The organism is Stutzerimonas sp. NM35 (assembly GCF_054604355.1).
On the sequence record NZ_CM137728.1, the window covers coordinates 3,538,786 to 3,554,519 of the forward strand.

Annotated in this window: 16 protein-coding genes; 6 read left to right on the forward strand and 10 right to left on the reverse strand. The window is 62.9% G+C overall.

The window, feature by feature from the left end:
• The first annotated feature begins 112 nt into the window (after positions 1-112).
• Positions 113-868: an NRDE family protein gene (locus ACYCFC_RS16300; protein ID WP_459652237.1), complete on the forward strand. Its 756-nt coding sequence runs from the start codon at positions 113-115 to the stop codon at positions 866-868.
• Between the two features lie 52 nt (positions 869-920).
• Here the strand turns inward: ACYCFC_RS16300 and ptsP are convergent, their stop codons facing one another.
• Positions 921-3,194 carry a phosphoenolpyruvate--protein phosphotransferase gene (ptsP, locus tag ACYCFC_RS16305; RefSeq protein ID WP_181085620.1) on the reverse strand — a complete coding sequence of 758 codons (2,274 nt, stop codon included), beginning with the start codon at positions 3,192-3,194 and terminating at the stop codon, positions 921-923.
• Positions 3,195-3,213: 19 nt separating this feature from the next.
• Entirely contained in the window at positions 3,214-3,693 is a 480-nt protein-coding gene (locus ACYCFC_RS16310) for an RNA pyrophosphohydrolase (RefSeq protein ID WP_181085622.1), read from the reverse strand.
• 179 nt (positions 3,694-3,872) lie between these two features.
• On the opposite strand from ACYCFC_RS16310, the gene ACYCFC_RS16315 reads away from it, so the two are divergent.
• Positions 3,873-4,526: a histidinol-phosphatase gene (locus ACYCFC_RS16315; protein WP_181085624.1), complete on the forward strand. Its 654-nt coding sequence runs from the start codon at positions 3,873-3,875 to the stop codon at positions 4,524-4,526.
• A 75-nt stretch (positions 4,527-4,601) separates the two neighbouring features.
• Here ACYCFC_RS16315 and ACYCFC_RS16320 read toward each other — a convergent pair whose 3' ends face one another.
• Positions 4,602-5,042, reverse strand: a complete 441-nt coding sequence (locus ACYCFC_RS16320; protein ID WP_459652238.1) for a DUF2269 family protein — start codon at positions 5,040-5,042, stop codon at positions 4,602-4,604.
• Between the two features lie 11 nt (positions 5,043-5,053).
• On the reverse strand, positions 5,054-6,640 hold the full coding sequence (gene ilvA / locus ACYCFC_RS16325; protein ID WP_459654016.1) for a threonine ammonia-lyase, biosynthetic: 1,587 nt from the start codon (positions 6,638-6,640) through the stop codon (positions 5,054-5,056).
• Between the two features lie 100 nt (positions 6,641-6,740).
• On the opposite strand from ilvA, the gene rpiA reads away from it, so the two are divergent.
• Complete coding sequence (rpiA, locus tag ACYCFC_RS16330; RefSeq protein WP_181085630.1) at positions 6,741-7,412, forward strand: ribose-5-phosphate isomerase RpiA; 672 nt, start codon at positions 6,741-6,743, stop codon at positions 7,410-7,412.
• Between the two features lie 122 nt (positions 7,413-7,534).
• Here rpiA and ACYCFC_RS16335 read toward each other — a convergent pair whose 3' ends face one another.
• The 4 genes from ACYCFC_RS16335 to ACYCFC_RS16350 all read right to left on the reverse strand — a co-directional run bounded on the left by ACYCFC_RS16335 (position 7,535) and on the right by ACYCFC_RS16350 (position 11,757).
• Positions 7,535-8,446, reverse strand: coding sequence for an SdiA-regulated domain-containing protein (locus ACYCFC_RS16335; protein WP_459652239.1), 912 nt, complete (start codon positions 8,444-8,446; stop codon positions 7,535-7,537).
• A 70-nt stretch (positions 8,447-8,516) separates the two neighbouring features.
• A complete protein-coding gene (locus tag ACYCFC_RS16340; protein ID WP_459652240.1) occupies positions 8,517-9,443 on the reverse strand; it encodes an SdiA-regulated domain-containing protein in 927 nt (308 codons plus the stop codon).
• A gap of 105 nt (positions 9,444-9,548) precedes the next feature.
• Positions 9,549-10,214, reverse strand: coding sequence for a fumarylacetoacetate hydrolase family protein (locus ACYCFC_RS16345; protein WP_181085635.1), 666 nt, complete (start codon positions 10,212-10,214; stop codon positions 9,549-9,551).
• A 151-nt stretch (positions 10,215-10,365) separates the two neighbouring features.
• Positions 10,366-11,757 (reverse strand): FAD-binding oxidoreductase, encoded by a 1,392-nt coding sequence (locus ACYCFC_RS16350; protein WP_459652241.1) that lies wholly within the window; start codon positions 11,755-11,757, stop codon positions 10,366-10,368.
• A gap of 195 nt (positions 11,758-11,952) precedes the next feature.
• Between ACYCFC_RS16350 and serA the strand changes: the two genes are divergently transcribed.
• Positions 11,953-13,182 carry a phosphoglycerate dehydrogenase gene (gene serA, locus ACYCFC_RS16355; protein ID WP_181085639.1) on the forward strand — a complete coding sequence of 410 codons (1,230 nt, stop codon included), beginning with the start codon at positions 11,953-11,955 and terminating at the stop codon, positions 13,180-13,182.
• Positions 13,183-13,231: 49 nt separating this feature from the next.
• Here the strand turns inward: serA and ACYCFC_RS16360 are convergent, their stop codons facing one another.
• Both ACYCFC_RS16360 and ACYCFC_RS16365 read right to left on the reverse strand, forming a co-directional pair.
• Positions 13,232-13,525, reverse strand: coding sequence for a hypothetical protein (locus ACYCFC_RS16360; protein WP_181085641.1), 294 nt, complete (start codon positions 13,523-13,525; stop codon positions 13,232-13,234).
• A 51-nt stretch (positions 13,526-13,576) separates the two neighbouring features.
• A complete protein-coding gene (locus ACYCFC_RS16365; protein WP_459652242.1) occupies positions 13,577-13,789 on the reverse strand; it encodes a hypothetical protein in 213 nt (70 codons plus the stop codon).
• Between the two features lie 428 nt (positions 13,790-14,217).
• Between ACYCFC_RS16365 and ACYCFC_RS16370 the strand changes: the two genes are divergently transcribed.
• Positions 14,218-14,880: a helix-turn-helix transcriptional regulator gene (locus ACYCFC_RS16370; RefSeq protein WP_459652243.1), complete on the forward strand. Its 663-nt coding sequence runs from the start codon at positions 14,218-14,220 to the stop codon at positions 14,878-14,880.
• 231 nt (positions 14,881-15,111) lie between these two features.
• Positions 15,112-15,717: a hypothetical protein gene (locus ACYCFC_RS16375; RefSeq protein ID WP_459652244.1), complete on the forward strand. Its 606-nt coding sequence runs from the start codon at positions 15,112-15,114 to the stop codon at positions 15,715-15,717.
• Positions 15,718-15,734: the final 17 nt, after the last annotated feature.

The window sequence follows — 15,734 nt, forward strand, 5'->3', positions numbered from 1 at the left end:
CGGCTTCACCTTCGCACGTCGGGTCGGTGAAGCGTGACCCGACCTACCGAGGTTGCCGAACCGGGTCGCTTGGCTTCAAGCTTGTCGCTTCGAGTTTCCAGCTGAGCTCCTCATGTGCCTGATCGTTTTCGCCTGGCAGCCTGCGCAGGCCGTACCGCTGGTGGTCGCGGCCAACCGTGACGAATTCCATGAGCGCCCCAGCCTGCCGCTGGCGCCCTGGACAGAGATGCCCGAACTGATCGCCGGACGCGATCTGGAAGCAGGCGGCACCTGGATGGGCGTAACGCTGGACGGACGCTTCGCCGCCCTGACCAACATCCGCCGTTCCCGACAGACTTCCGGCCCTCGCTCGCGTGGCGAGTTGCCGGAGCGCTACCTGCGCAACCAACTGTCACCCGAGGCCTATCTGTCGGAACTGCAAGCACAGCGCTCGGACTATGCCGGCTTCAACCTGCTGGCAGGCGACACCCAGACGCTCTGGCATCTGAACTCCGACGAAGGCACACCGCGCCGGCTCGAACCGGGCATTTACGGGCTGTCCAACGCTTCGCTGGATACGCCCTGGCCAAAACTGGTGCGGGCAAAACATGCGCTAGCCAGCCACCTGGAGCACCCTGACAGCGAAGCCCTGCTGCAGCTGTTGGCCGACACCTGGAAGCCCGCCACACATCAGTTGCCGAATACCGGCGTAACCCCTGAGCTGGAAGCATTGTTGTCGAGCGTATTCATCGCCAGCCCGAACTACGGCACCCGCGCCAGCACGGCGCTGATCCGCCGCAGCGATGGTTCATTGGAGATACGTGAGCGCAGCTTCGGACCTGAGGGCAGACTGGGCGAAGTCCATTTCGTTCACCCCGAGAGCAGCTGAGCAGCTGAGCAGCTGAGCAGCTGAGCCGTGAAACCGCTATAAGGGCGCCGACTCAAACCGCCGCAGAAGGGTTGGTCAGCTTGTTCAGTCCCAGATTGCGCAGCGTCAGCTGCACGGTGGCATGGGTGACCTCGGGGCTGTCGATGCTCATCACCCTGGTCAGCAGATCCTTCGCGGTTTGCATGCTGATCTGGCGCAACAGCCATTTCACCCTGGGCAGGTTGGTGGCGTTCATCGACAGGCTGTCGAAGCCCATCGCCAACAGCAGCACGGCGGCGGCAGGATCGCCGGCCATCTCGCCGCAGATGCTCACCGGCCTGCCCTCTTCATGGGCTTCCTTGACGATTCGCTGCAGCGCTTCGAGCACGGCTGGATGCAAGTAGTCATAGAGGTCGGCGACCCGTGGATTGTTGCGGTCCACCGCCAACAGATACTGGGTCAGGTCATTGGAGCCGACCGAGATGAAGTCCACCTGCCGTGCCAGTTCGCGTGTCAAGTAGACCGCCGCGGGCACTTCGATCATGACCCCGATCGGCGGCATCTGCACATCCATGCCTTCATCGCGCACTTCGCCCCAGGCGCGATGAATCAGGTGCAGTGATTCCTCCAGCTCGCGCGTGCCGGAGATCATCGGCAACAGGATGCGCAGATTGTTCAGCCCGACGCTGGCCTTGAGCATCGCGCGAACCTGCAGCAGGAAGATTTCCGGATGGTCGAGCGTCACCCGGATGCCACGCCAGCCGAGGAAGGGGTTTTCCTCCTTGATCGGAAAGTACGGCAGGGATTTGTCGCCACCGATATCCAGGGTACGCATGGTCACCGGCAAGGGATGGAAAGCCTGGAGCTGTTCGCGATAGATCGCCATCTGCTCCTTCTCGCTGGGGAAACGCTCCTTGATCATGAAGGGCACTTCGGTGCGGTACAGGCCCACGCCCTCGGCGCCACGCTCCTGGGCGCGCGCCACATCGGCAAGCAGTCCGGTATTGACCCACAGCGGAATACGATGGCCGTCGATGGTCTCGCAGGGCAATTCGCGCAGCACATCCAGCCCGGCCGACAGCTGGCGCTCCTGCTCGGCCAGTTGCAGGTATTGCTCGCGCAGCACCTTGGCCGGGTTGGTAATGATTTCGCCACGGGTGCCATCGACGATCAGTTCGATGCCATCGACCTTCGAATACGGCAGGTCCACCGCCCCCATCACGGTCGGGATGCCCATGGCCCGTGCAAGGATGGCGACGTGGGAGTTGCTCGAACCCAATACCGAGACCATGCCCGCCAGACGGCCTTCCGGCACCTCACCGAGCATCGCCGGGGACAGCTCTTCACTGACCAGAATGGTCTTCTCGGGATAGGTCAGCGCCTGCTTGTGCGCTTTCTGCAGATAGCCGAGCAGGCGCCGGCCAATGTCCTTGATGTCCGAAGCCCGCTCGCGCAGATAATCATCGTCCATCATCTCGAAGCGTGCGATATGGTCGCCGACCACCTGGCGCAAGGCCCCCTGCGCCCATTGTCCGGTGCGAATCACCGCGGCCACTTCACCCCCAAGAGCGGAGTCGTCGAGCATCATCAGGTAGACGTCGAACAGCGCCAGTTCTTCCTTGCGCATCTGTGAAGCAAGCTTCTCCGACAGCGAGCGCATGTCCGCCCGAACGGCCTCAAGCGCCACCTCGAACAGCGTCAGCTCAGCGGGGATGTCGTCGATGTGCTTGTCAGGCACCACATCCAGATCTGCGGGTGGCAGAACCACCACCGCCGTACCGACAGCCGCGCCGGGCGCGCCGGGAATGCCGATGAAGCGGGTTTCCTGGATGCCCTTGCCCTGGCGCCCGAGGCCACGGATCGAGCCGGTCGCCTCGGCATGCGCGATGACCCCGGCCAGTTGCGCGCTCATGGTGACCAGGAAGGCTTCTTCGCCCTCGTCGAACTGGCGGCGCTCTTTCTGCTGGATGACCAGTACACCCATCACCCGTCGATGGTGGATGATCGGCGCACCTAGGAAGGAGGCATAACGCTCTTCACCGGTTTCGGCGAAGTAACGGTAGCGCGGGTGTTCGGAAGCGTGTTCGAGATTGAGCGGCTCTTCGCGCGAGCCCACCAGGCCCACCAGGCCCTCGTTGGGGGCCATGCTGACTTTGCCGATGGCTTTCTTGTTCAGGCCTTCGGTGGCCATCAGAACGAAGCGATCCGATTCCGGATCGAGCAGATAGACCGAGCAGACCTGGCTGCCCATGGCCTCCCGTACCCTCAGCACAATGATGCCCAACGCTGCCTTGAGGTCCTTGGCAGAGTTTACTTCCTGGACAATCTTGCGCAGCGTGCCGAGCATGCTCAGAGGCTTTCTCCCGTCAGTCCCGCGCCATCAGGCGCGGGGCAAGTTCTTTTAGGGCGCGACGATAGACCTCGCGCTTGAAGGTGACGACCTGTCCCAGCGGATACCAGTAGCTGACCCAGCGCCAGCCATCGAATTCGGGCTTGCCGGTGACATCCATGCGCACTCGCTCGTCGGCGCCAGTCAGACGCAGCAGAAACCACTTCTGTTTCTGGCCGATGCACAGCGGCTGGCTATGGGTACGCACCAGGCGCTGCGGCAGACGATAGCGCAACCAGCCCCGCGTACAGGCCAAAATCTTCACGTCCTGCGGCTCCAGCCCGACTTCTTCGTTGAGTTCGCGGTAGAGCGCTTCTTCCGGCGTCTCGTCTGAATTGATGCCGCCCTGGGGAAATTGCCAGGCATCCTGATTGATCCGCCGTGCCCACAGCACCTGCCCGACATCATTGGTCAGAATGATGCCGACATTGGGGCGAAAACCATCGGAGTCGATCACGGCATACAACCTCGCAGACGCATGTGCGCCGCATTGTTCCACAAAAAGGCGCGAAGCCGAAAGCAGGATAATCACCTGCTCTGCAACGGGCTCTGCAGGCCGTCGCCGCTGTTCCTCGGGCTGCCGTGGCCGGGCGATTCCCGCTATGCTGCGCGTTTTCCATCGTGAGGGTTCGCCACGTGCGCCTGGCTCTATTCGATCTCGACAACACCCTGCTGGCCGGAGACAGCGATCACGCCTGGGGTGAGTTTCTCTGCCGCCACGGCCTCGTCGATGCCACGGACTACAAGGCACGCAACGATGCCTTCTACCAGGACTATCTGGCTGGCGAACTGGACGTACTGGCGTACCAGAACTTCTGCCAGGAGTTGCTGGGACGCAGCGAAATGGCGCAGCTGGAAGGATGGCACCGACAGTTCATGGCCGAATTCATCGAGCCCATCGTGCTGGCCAAAGGCGAGGCACTGGTGCGCCAGCATCACGAGGCGGGCGACCGCGTGGTGATCATCACCGCCACCAACCGTTTCATCACCGGGCCGATCGCCGCGCGACTGGGCGTTGACACCCTGCTGGCCACCGAATGCGAGATGCTCGATGACCGCTACACCGGTCGCCTGACCGACATCCCCTGCTTCCAGGAAGGCAAGGTCACACGGATCGAACGCTGGCTCGAAGAAACCGGGCAGAGCCTGGACGACAGCTATTTCTACAGCGACTCGCGCAACGACCTGCCGTTGCTGGAGCGGGTCAGCCATCCGGTGGCGGTGGATCCGGACCCGATCCTGCGCGATATCGCCGAACAGCGTGGCTGGAAGATTCTGTCTTTGCGCTAGCGGGCGATTGGGTCGCAGGGCCGGGTTTATTCAGCCTTGTACCTGTCTGCGGTCGAATGAATTCGACCCTACGGATCAGACCGGCTTGGCGCCCATCAGGCCCATGATGGCGACCAGTATCAGCAGGATCAGCCCGGCGTAGGCCAGCGCGAAGCGCGGCAACCGGGCCGGCACTGGCGCATCACCCAGCCCCTGCCAGGCGCGCAGGCGACCGCCGAGCAGCAGGAACAGCGGCACCAGCGCCAGGAACAGCAGCGAGCTGGCCAGCAGCCACAGCTGACCCAGGGCGAAGCCGGCCAAGTGCACCAGCCACCAGCCGCTGACCGGCAGCAGCAGGGCCAGCACTGCCAGCAGCGGCAGGGAAATCTGCCGGGTCCGTTTCAGTTTCTGCTGCAGCACGGCAGCCTCGGCGCGGCGCCAGGCCTTCCAGAGGATGACCATGTGCACGATCAACCCCAGCGGCAGCAGGATCGCCAGCGCGGCATGACCGATGTACAGCAGTTTGTAATGTTCCATCTGTCCCCTCGTCAGCCCAGAAAAAGCTGATAGGCCGGATTGTCCGTCTCGTCCCAGTAGCGATAGCCGATCTTTTCCAGCGCCGCCGCCAGCAGTTCGCGCTCGGTCTCCGGCACCTGCAGACCCGCCACCACCCGGCCATCGGCGGCGCCGTGGTTGCGGTAGTGGAACATCGAGATATTCCAGCGCCCGCCCAAGTTGTTGAGGAAATTGAACAGCGCGCCGGGACGTTCCGGGAATTCGAAGCGCAACACCATCTCGTCGCTGACACCGGCTGCGTGGCCACCCACCATATGACGGATGTGCAGCTTGGCCAGTTCATTCTCGGTGAGGTCGTGCACGGGAAACCCTTTGTCGCGCAGCCCTTCGACTAGCGCCTCGCGCGGATCGTTTTCCGGGTGCGTCTGCACGCCGACGAAGATGTGCGCCTCGCCGTTCTGGTGGTAACGGTAGTTGAATTCGGTGATCTGGCGCTTGCCGATGGCCGCGCAGAAGGCCTTGAAGCTGCCCGGCTGCTCGGGAATGGTCACGGCAATGATTGCCTCGCGCTTCTCGCCCAGCTCGGAGCGCTCGGCGACATGGCGCAGGCGGTCGAAGTTGATGTTGGCGCCCGAGTCGATGCCCACCAGCACCTGATTGGCGACGCCATCGCGCTCGACGTACTTCTTGATCCCGGCGACGGCCAGCGCGCCCGCCGGCTCGGTGATCGAACGGGTGTCGTCGTAGATGTCCTTGATCGCCGCGCAGAGCTCGTCGGTGCTGACCGTGATCACTTCATCGACATGCTGCCGGCAGATATCGAAGCAGTGGGCGCCGATCTGCGCCACCGCCACGCCGTCGGCGAACAGCCCGACCTGCGGCAGCACCACCCGCTCGCCAGCGGCCATGGCCTGCTGCAGGCAGTTGGAGTCGTCCGGCTCGACGCCGATCACACGGGTTTCCGGGCGCAGGTACTTGATGTAGGCCGCAACGCCGGCGATCAACCCGCCGCCGCCCACCGGGACGAAGATCGCATCCAGCGGCCCCTGGTGCTGGCTGAGAATCTCCATCGCCACGGTGCCCTGCCCGGCGATCACGTCCGGATCGTCGTAGGGATGGATGTAGACGAAGCCCTTTTCCTCGACCAGCTTCAGCGAATGCGCCAGCGCATCGGGGAAGGCATCGCCATGCAGCACCACCTTGCCGCCACGGGCGCGCACGCCCTGCACCTTCAGCTCCGGCGTGGTGCGCGGCATGACGATGGTGGCCTTGATGCCCAGTTCGCGCGCCGCCAGCGCCAGGCCCTGCGCATGGTTGCCCGCCGAGGCGGTGACCACGCCACGGGCGAGCTCTTCGCTCGTCAGCTGCGCCAGTTTGTTGTAGGCGCCGCGAATCTTGAAGGAGAACACCGGCTGCAGATCCTCACGCTTGAGCAGAATCTGGTTGCCGAGCCGCTCGGAAAGCTGGCGGGCGGGCTGCAGCGGGGTTTCCACGGCCACGTCGTAGACGCGCGAGGTGAGGATCTTCTTGACGTACTGTTCGAGCATTCTGGCTATCTTGGCGGGCTTTTGCGGAGCCCACGAGTCTACTCCGCAGAAAACCCGCCGACCACCGGCAATCGGCGCGCAACACACCGGTACAGCTTCGCGAACAAGACCCACCGGTAAGGCCCGGCTATAATTCCGCCTCTCGATTCTTCCGCCCGGACCCCAGAACGCCATGAACCAGGATCAACTCAAGCAGGCCGTTGCCCAGGCCGCCGTCGACCTCATCGTCCCGCAGCTCAACGATCGCAGCATCATCGGCGTCGGCACCGGCTCGACCGCCAACTTCTTCATCGACCTGCTGGCGAAACACAAGGGCTTCTTCGACGGCGCGGTGGCCAGTTCGGAGGCCACCGCCGAACGCCTGAAGGGGCATGGCATTCCGGTCTACGACCTGAACTCGGTCGCCGAGCTGGAGTTCTACGTCGACGGCGCCGACGAAGCCAACGACCACCTGGAGCTGATCAAGGGCGGCGGCGCGGCATTGACCCGCGAGAAGATCGTCGCGGCGGTGGCACGCACCTTCATCTGCATCGCCGACGGCAGCAAGCGGGTCGAGCGCCTCGGCGAATTCCCGCTGCCGGTGGAAGTCATCCCCATGGCCCGCAGCCATGTGGCGCGCGAGCTGGTCAAGCTGGGCGGCGACCCGGTCTACCGCGACGGCGTGGTGACCGACAACGGCAACGTCATCCTCGACGTGCACAACCTGATGATCGGCTTCGCCCCCGACGTCGAAGCACAGATCAACAACATCGTCGGCGTGGTCACCAACGGCCTGTTCGCCGCACGCCCGGCGGATATCCTGCTGCTCGGTACCCAGGACGGCGTGCAGACGCTCAAGCGCTGACCCGATACCTCCACCCCTGCACTGGAGACGGTGTGTAATCCGTAGGAGAGCCATGCTCGCGAATGCCGCGCATAGAAGCCTCGCGAGCATGGTTCGTCCTATAAAAACGCTACAGCAGCGTCTCAGCGCGGCACGAACCGATAGAACAGATTCGGTTCGCTGATCAGGTAGAGCACACCGCGGTCGTCCAGCGTCACGCCCTCGGCCTGGGGCACGCTGCGCGTCAGGCCGTGGTGGCCGGCCAGCAGCGACAGCGAGCTGATCGGCCGACCATCGCGGTCCAGCTCCAGCAGCAGCCGGGACTCGTCGGAGAGCACCAGCAGATGACCGCTGGCGGCATCGAAGTCGAGGCTGGAAAGATCGCGGAGAAACAGCCGCGCATCGCGCTCGACGCTCTCCAGCAGTTGCACGTCCAGCGCCGCCTCCGGCTGCCGATGCGGGAAGCCGCGGATTGCAAAGATACGCACCGGATCACGCTCCTTGGCCACCAGCAGGGTCTCGCTCACCGGGTCGTAGGCCAGGCCCTCCAGGCCCTTGTTGCCGTTCAGGCCGATGCCCAGCGACAGTTGCGGCGCGCCGGCGGCATCGAACACCTGAGCATCATTATCGAGGCGCACCTCGACCAGCCGCTGCTCACGCTCGTCGGCGATCACGAACAGCCCCGGAGCGATGTACTCGACAGCTTCCGGATCGCTGAAGCCACGCAGTTCGACAGTGCGCAGCAATTCACCGTCCAGCGACAGCTCCACCAGTTGCGGAGGCTGGTTGGTAACGCTCACCAGCACCCGCCGCTCACGGTCGAAAGTCAGCGCGGAGAGATCATCGGCCACCCCCTCCACCACCTTGGCCTGGATCTCGGCGCGGTAATCCGGCAACCAGAGGGAGCGCTCGCGGCGCTGGTCCTGCTGGAGCCAGGCGACCGTGTTGAACCAGGCCCGCTCGAACAGGCGAAATTGCTGGCCGGCCAGCACGCCCAGCAACAGCAGGCATACCGCCAGCGCCGCCAGGGAATAGCGTAAGAATCCGGGCTTCATTGAAACGCTCCTGGAAAAGTCCAGCTGCGTTCTAGCACAAGCGGCTTACGCGAAACTGAACGGCGTGCGATCAGCGGGCCGAAGCCGGTCGGCGACTGAACACGTAGAAGCGGTTGGGTTCACCCACGACGTAGATGTTGCCCTTGGCATCCATCGCCACGCCCTCGGCCTGGTCGATGCCCTGTACCAACCCATTGAGTCCGCCGAACAGGCTGATGAAGCTGCGCGGCCTGCCCTGCAGGTCAAGCTCGACCAACAGGCGCGACTCGTCGGAAAGCATCAGGGTATGCCCGGTTCGCGGATCGATGGTCACCGAGGAGATATCGCGCACCGGCAACGGCTGCTGCCATGGCAGCGCCTCGAGCGCTCCGGCGGCACCGTCCTCGCCGGGAAACGGCAGTGCGAACAATCCCAGCGGATCACGCTCCTTGGCCAGCAGCAGGCGCTGGCCATGCGGGTCCCAGGCCAGGCCTTCGAAGCCCTTGTTGCCGGCATCGGCGAAGCCCAGGTCGTAACTGGCCAGATCGTCCAGATCGAGCGTGTCCACCCCGGGTTCGAGGCGGAACACAGCCACCAGCCTGCGGCGCTCATCGACGATGGCCAGGCGCCCGTCATCCAATGCCTCGACCGCCTCCAGATCGGAAAAACCGTTCAGCCGTATACGGCGCAGCACCAGGCCGCCCGGCGTGAATTCGACCAATTGCGGATTCTGCCCGGTGACGGTAAACAGCGTGCCGGACAGCGGATTCCAGGTCAGGCCGGAGGTTTCGTCTTCTTCCAGGCCCGCCAGCGTCGTCTCCAGCACCAGCTCGTAATCGGGCAGCCAGATGCTGGCAGCCCGCTGCCCGGCATCGGTCCCCTGTTCACGCCAGTAAAGCCTGAGCTGTTCGTCCCAATGCAACAGCACACCCGCCAGCAACACCAGCGCGATGATCAGAAACAATAGGGAAAACAGAACGAGGCGCAGGCGCGAAGCGTGTCGGGCGATGGCAGACATGGAGGTCAAGTCGCGGAAAGGGGCGCGATTACAACATGGGCGGATGCGAGAATAAAACGACAAAGCCGGTCGACGGCGCGGAAGCGCGGTCGACCAGCACAGCCTTTATAGAACGTGGCTTTCGAAGCGCGACAGCCCTACCAGCTCCAGAGCCAACTGGTCGCCCTGATTCAGCGGCCCGACACCCGCCGGCGTACCGGTCAACACCACGTCACCCGCTTGCAGGCTGAAATGCCCGGCGATGTGCTGCAGCAGCGGCACAATGGCGTTGAGCATCTGGCTGCTGTTGCCGTCCTGGCGCACTTCGCCGTTGACGGTCAGGCGGATGCCGATATCGGTCAGCTCTTCCACCGCGCTGACGGGCACGAAGGGCGCGAGCACGCAGGCACCGTCGAAGCTCTTGGCGATCTCCCACGGATGGCCCTTTTCCTTCAGCTTCGCCTGCACGTCGCGCAGGGTCAGGTCCAGCGCCGGAGCGAAGCCGGAGATGGCATCGCGGATCTCTTCTTCGTTGGGCTTGCGCGACAGCGGCTTGCCGATCAGCACGGCGATTTCCGCTTCGTAATGCACGGCACCACGATCGACAGGAATGCCGAAACCGCCCTCCAGCGCCACCGTGCAGCTGCCGGGCTTGATGAACAGCAGCGGCTCGGTGGGCACCGGGTTGTTCAGTTCTTTCGCGTGCTCGGCATAATTGCGACCGATACAGACCACCTTGCCCAGCGGGTAGTGGATCAGGGTGCCGTCGGTGTACTGGTGCTGGTAGTTCATGGGGACTCCTTACGCGCAAAAGCCGAGAAAATCGCTGGAAAGCTGAAGGCTGGACGAACAGCAGTCCGAGAGAAAATGGCGACTTATCGTCCAGCTCTCCAGCCTCCAGCGCTTTTATCGAATGATCGCGCCATCGGCGCGATTGCCGCTGTCAGTTGAAGATCTTGCCGGGGTTCATGATGCCATTGGGGTCGAACACCGCCTTGACCGCCTTCATGTACTCGATTTCCGCAGCCGAGCGGCTGTATTCGAGATAATCGCGCTTGGTCATGCCCACGCCATGTTCTGCGGAGATCGAGCCGTTGTACTTCTGCACGGTCTCGAACACCCACTTGTTCACCGTGGCGCACTTGCCGAAGAACTCGTCCTTGTCCATCGCATCGGGCTTGAGGATGTTCAGATGCAGGTTGCCGTCGCCGATATGGCCGAACCAGACGATCTCGAAGTCCGGGTAATGCTCGCCGACGATGGCGTCGATTTCCTTGAGGAAGGCCGGTACCTTGGCGATGGTGACCGAGATGTCGTTCTTGTACGGCGTCCAGTGGCTGATGGTTTCGGAGATGTACTCGCGCAGCTTCCACAGGTTCTGCAATTGCTGCTCGCTCTGGCTCATCACGCCATCGAGCACCCAGCCCTGCTCCACGCAATGCTCGAAGGTGGCCAGCGCCTGGTCGGCGCGCTCTTCGGTGGTGGCCTCGAATTCCAGCAGCGCATAGAACGGGCAGTCGGTCTCGAACGGCGCGGGCACATCGCCGCGACCGAGCACCTTGGCCAGCGCCTTGTCGGAGAAGAACTCGAAGGCGGTCAGGTCCAGCTTGTCCTGGAAGGCATGCAGCACCGGCATGATCGAATCGAAATCCGGGGTGCCCAGCACCAGCGCGGTGAGGTTGGTCGGCTGGCGCTCCAGGCGCATGGTCGCTTCCACCACGAATCCGAGCGTGCCCTCGGCGCCGATGAACAGCTGACGCAGGTCGTAGCCGGTGGCGTTCTTGATCAGGTCCTTGTTCAGTTCCAGCACGTCACCCTTGCCGGTCACCACCTTCATGCCGGCGACCCAGTTGCGGGTCATGCCGTAGCGGATCACCTTGATGCCGCCGGCATTGGTGCCGATGTTGCCGCCAATCTGGCTGGAACCGGCGGAGGCGAAATCCACCGGGTAATACAGGCCCTTGTCTTCGGCGAACTGCTGCAGTTGCGCGGTGACCACGCCCGGCTGGCAGACGGCGGTGCGATCCATCTCGTTGAATTCGAGGATCTGGTTCATATAGTCGAACGACACCACCACTTCGCCATTGGCCGCCACCGCCGCAGCAGACAGCCCCGTGCGCCCGCCGGACGGCACCAGCGCGACCTGGCGCTGATTGGCCCAGCGCACGATGGCCTGCACCTGCTCGATGCTTTTCGGGAAGACGATGGCCGAGGGCGCCGGCGCGAAATGCTTGGTCCAGTCCTTGCCGTAGGCATTCAGCGAATCGGCGTCGGTCAGCACCTTGCCAGGCTCGACCAGGGTTTGCAGCTCATCGATCAGGGCGGGATCGGTCATCGCGGGAACTCTCATACAATTCATGGTCACCCTGAGCACGCTTCAGCTCGGGGATGGGTGTTTCAGGGGGCTCGTATGCTAGCATACGCACCCCTTTGAAACGTGCCTCGGCAGACTCCCGAACCGGCATTTCCGGCTCGGCCAGCCTTCGCTGGACACTTGTCACAACCTCCGGCCTTAAAGGTTTTAATGCAGATGAGCCAGACCTCTCTCGACAAGAGCAAGATCAAGTTCCTTCTTCTGGAAGGCGTCCACCAGAACGCCGTCGACACCCTGAAGGCCGCCGGTTACTCGAACATCGAATACCTCAAGACGGCGCTGTCCGGCGACGAACTGAAGGCAAAGATCGCCGATGCCCACTTCATCGGCATCCGTTCGCGTACCCAGCTCACCGAGGACGTCTTCGAGGCGGCGAAGAAGCTGATCGCCGTCGGCTGCTTCTGCATCGGCACCAATCAGGTCGATCTGAATGCCGCTCGCGAGCGCGGTATCGCGGTATTCAACGCACCCTATTCCAACACCCGCTCGGTGGCCGAACTGGTGCTGGCCCAGGCCATCCTGCTGCTGCGCGGCATCCCGGAGAAGAACGCCTCCTGCCACCGTGGCGGCTGGATCAAGTCGGCGGCCAACTCCTTCGAGATCCGCGGCAAGAAGCTCGGCATCATCGGCTACGGCTCCATCGGCACCCAGCTTTCGGTACTGGCCGAAGCGCTGGGCATGCAGGTCTATTTCTACGACGTGGTGACCAAGCTGCCGCTGGGCAACGCCACGCAGATCGGCTCGCTGTACGAGCTGCTGGGCATGTGCGACATCGTCTCCCTGCACGTTCCCGAGCTGCCATCGACCCAGTGGATGATCGGCGAGAAGGAAATCCGCGCCATGAAAAAGGGCGGCATCCTGATCAACGCCGCACGCGGCACCGTGGTCGAGCTGGATCACCTGGCCGCCGCGATCAAGGACGAACACCTGATCGGCGCCGCCATCGACGTGTTCCCGGTGGAGCCGCGCTCCAACGATGAGGAATTCGAAAGCCCGCTGCGTGGCCTGGACCGCGTGATTCTCACCCCGCACATCGGTGGCTCCACCGCCGAGGCGCAGGCCAATATCGGCCTGGAAGTGGCCGAGAAACTGGTCAAGTACAGCGACAACGGCACCTCGGTATCCTCGGTCAACTTCCCGGAAGTGGCACTGCCGTCGCACCCCGACAAGCACCGTCTGCTGCACATCCACCAGAACATTCCGGGTGTGATGAGCGAGATCAACAAGGTCTTCGCCGACAACGGCATCAACATCGCCGGCCAGTTCCTGCAGACCAACGAGAAGGTCGGCTACGTAGTGATCGACGTGGACAAGGAATACTCCGAGCTGGCGCTGGAGAAACTGCAGCACGTCAACGGCACCATCCGCAGCCGTGTGCTGTTCTGATAGCCGAGCGTTGAACGATAAGGGAGACTTCGGTCTCCCTTTTTCATGCTCAATCGAACGCCCAGTTGACCGGCATGGCTCTGCCGCTGGTTTCGATGCCCTGCGGCTTGGGCCGTTCCGGCAGCGGTTCGACCGGCTCCAGTGGCGGTACTTCTGGCGGCGCATCCAGCGTGGGTGGCCGGGGCTGACGCTCATCCGGAGCGTCGATGACGTCCTGTCGTGGCTCGCGGGTATCCAGGGGATGCTCGCGGCTTTTCTCCGGGATCGTCGGGCCGGTTCCAGTCGCCAGCACCGGGGCGGCAACTGCCAGGGTTGCGGTGAAGATCAGCGTACGCAGGTCCATGGCTCACTCCAGAAGTGACACCTCATTGGGCAACCACCTGCGGCATGAGTTTCAGCGATACGGCAGGCGCACCCGGCTCATCAATGCAAAAAGCCCCGAGCAGAGCCGGAGCTTTTTGAACCGCCTCATCACATCAGTTACCTGCGCCACCGCCCATTCCGCCTGCGCCACCACCGGTACCAGTGCCCATACCGCCGCCACCAGTGCCAGTGCCAGTGCCAGTGCCAGTGCCATCAGAACCGGTGCCGGTGCGAGTATCGGCATCAGAACCTGTTCCGGTGCTCATGCCGGGATTGGTGGGCATACCTGAACGACTGGTATCGTCTGTGGTAGTGCCATCGATCGTCTCGTAACGATTGTCACCGCGCGTGGTGCTATCGGTATCACTGGTGCCCGCTGCGAATACGGCCGTGGACATCAGGCCGGCCAGTGTCAGAGCTGCGAGTTTTGTCGTTTGCATGTTCGTTCTCCTTATTTCAGAGGGGTTACCTTCAATCGGGCAACCCGCCACGCTGAGGGTTTCATCAAGGGCATTACAAAATCTTTCCCCTCGCCACAAATGCCCGCAGTGCGCACTGCGTTCACCTCACCGTTCGTCGCATCGTCATCCCTACACCATGGACAGCACCCGGAATGAACTTCGCAGCCAGACACCGGTCGTTTAGGAACTTTGCTACCTATATGGATCGAACATGGACGAGGCGGATCTGACCGACCAGGAGCGCAACCTTTCTTGCGTAAGCCTGCTCACCGGCAACGAGTTGCTGGGACTTTTCTTCAAACACTTTCTTGGCGAACAGACCTGGCTGGACGTCACCCTGACGCGGCCCGGAGACAACACTGCGCAAACACCCGACCTCTATCTGGTAGATGCCGACAACAACGACACCGAGCAACTGTCCAGCCTGCTGGAGCGACTGGGTGAAAAAGCGCCCGTGGCATTGCTGAACATCGCACCGGAGCAGGCCGAACAGCTGGTGGAACAATATCCGGCCATTCGCGGCGTGTTCTATACCCACACCACACCCGAACACTTGCTGGAAGGCATTCAGATACTGCTCGATGGCGGCGACTGGTTGCCACGGTTACTGACCGAGCGCCTGCTCAGCCAGTGGCGGCGCATGCGCCAGCGCGCCGGCAGCAAACCCTCGCTGACCCTGCGTGAGCGCGAGATTCTCAGCCTGGCCGGCAAAGGGCTTTCAAACGCCGAAATCGCCGAACGACTGAACCTCAGCCCACATACGATCAAAAGCCATATCCACAACCTGCTGCGCAAGATTGGCGCATCCAACCGGGCCGAGGCTGCGTGTCTGCTGCGCGGGCACCTCAATTGGGACAAATCCTGCACCGCCTGAGAATCTGCGCACCCGGTAGCGTCACCGCCTCTACGCAACCAACCGTACGATGACGCCAGAGTGGGCGATCAGAGCGAGTCGCAGCAGCTTGCATAAAAGTCCGGTGCCGGACCAACGGCGTGACATGCAGTACTCGTTCAGCGCAGGTTCAGGCTGGGTTCAGGAAAGGTTCAGTGACAAGCGTTCAGGCTAGGGACCGTCAGTATCCCGCTGTCTGAAAAGGAGTCACCGATGAAAAAACTTAGCACTCTGGCCCTTGCCACCACCCTCGGCATCTTCAGCTTCGGCGCTCACGCCGCCGAGAACTTCGCCGGCTTCACCTGGGGCAAAAGCACCGTCAACACCGACCGTTCCGGCTCGCTGAAGCAGAACATGGCAGGCAAGAACCGCTTCGATGACGTACTCAAGAACAGCGGCACCTGGGGTGTGCGCGCCGGCCAGATGACCGACGAGGCCCGCTACTACATGACCTACGAGAACGTTTCGGACGACTATGGCAGCAGTCTCAAGCTGCGTCAGCAGAATCTGATCGGCAGCTACGACATGTTCGTCCCGCTGGGCGACACCACCCGCCTGTTCGGCGGTGCCAGCGCCGGTCTGACCAAGCTGGAAAACGAGTCCAAGGGCTACAGCCGTGACAGCGACATCGGCTACCTGGTCGGCGTGCAGGCCGGTATCCTGCAGAAGCTCGGCGACAACACCTCGGTGGAAGCGGGCTACCGCTACCTGCGCAGCAATGCCGGTACCGAAGTGTCCGAGCGCGGCGTCGGCAAGCTGGGTTCGATCGACGTGCACAGCAGCAAGCAGGCCTATCTGGGCCTGAACTATCACTTCTGACGGCGACTGTGCCAACA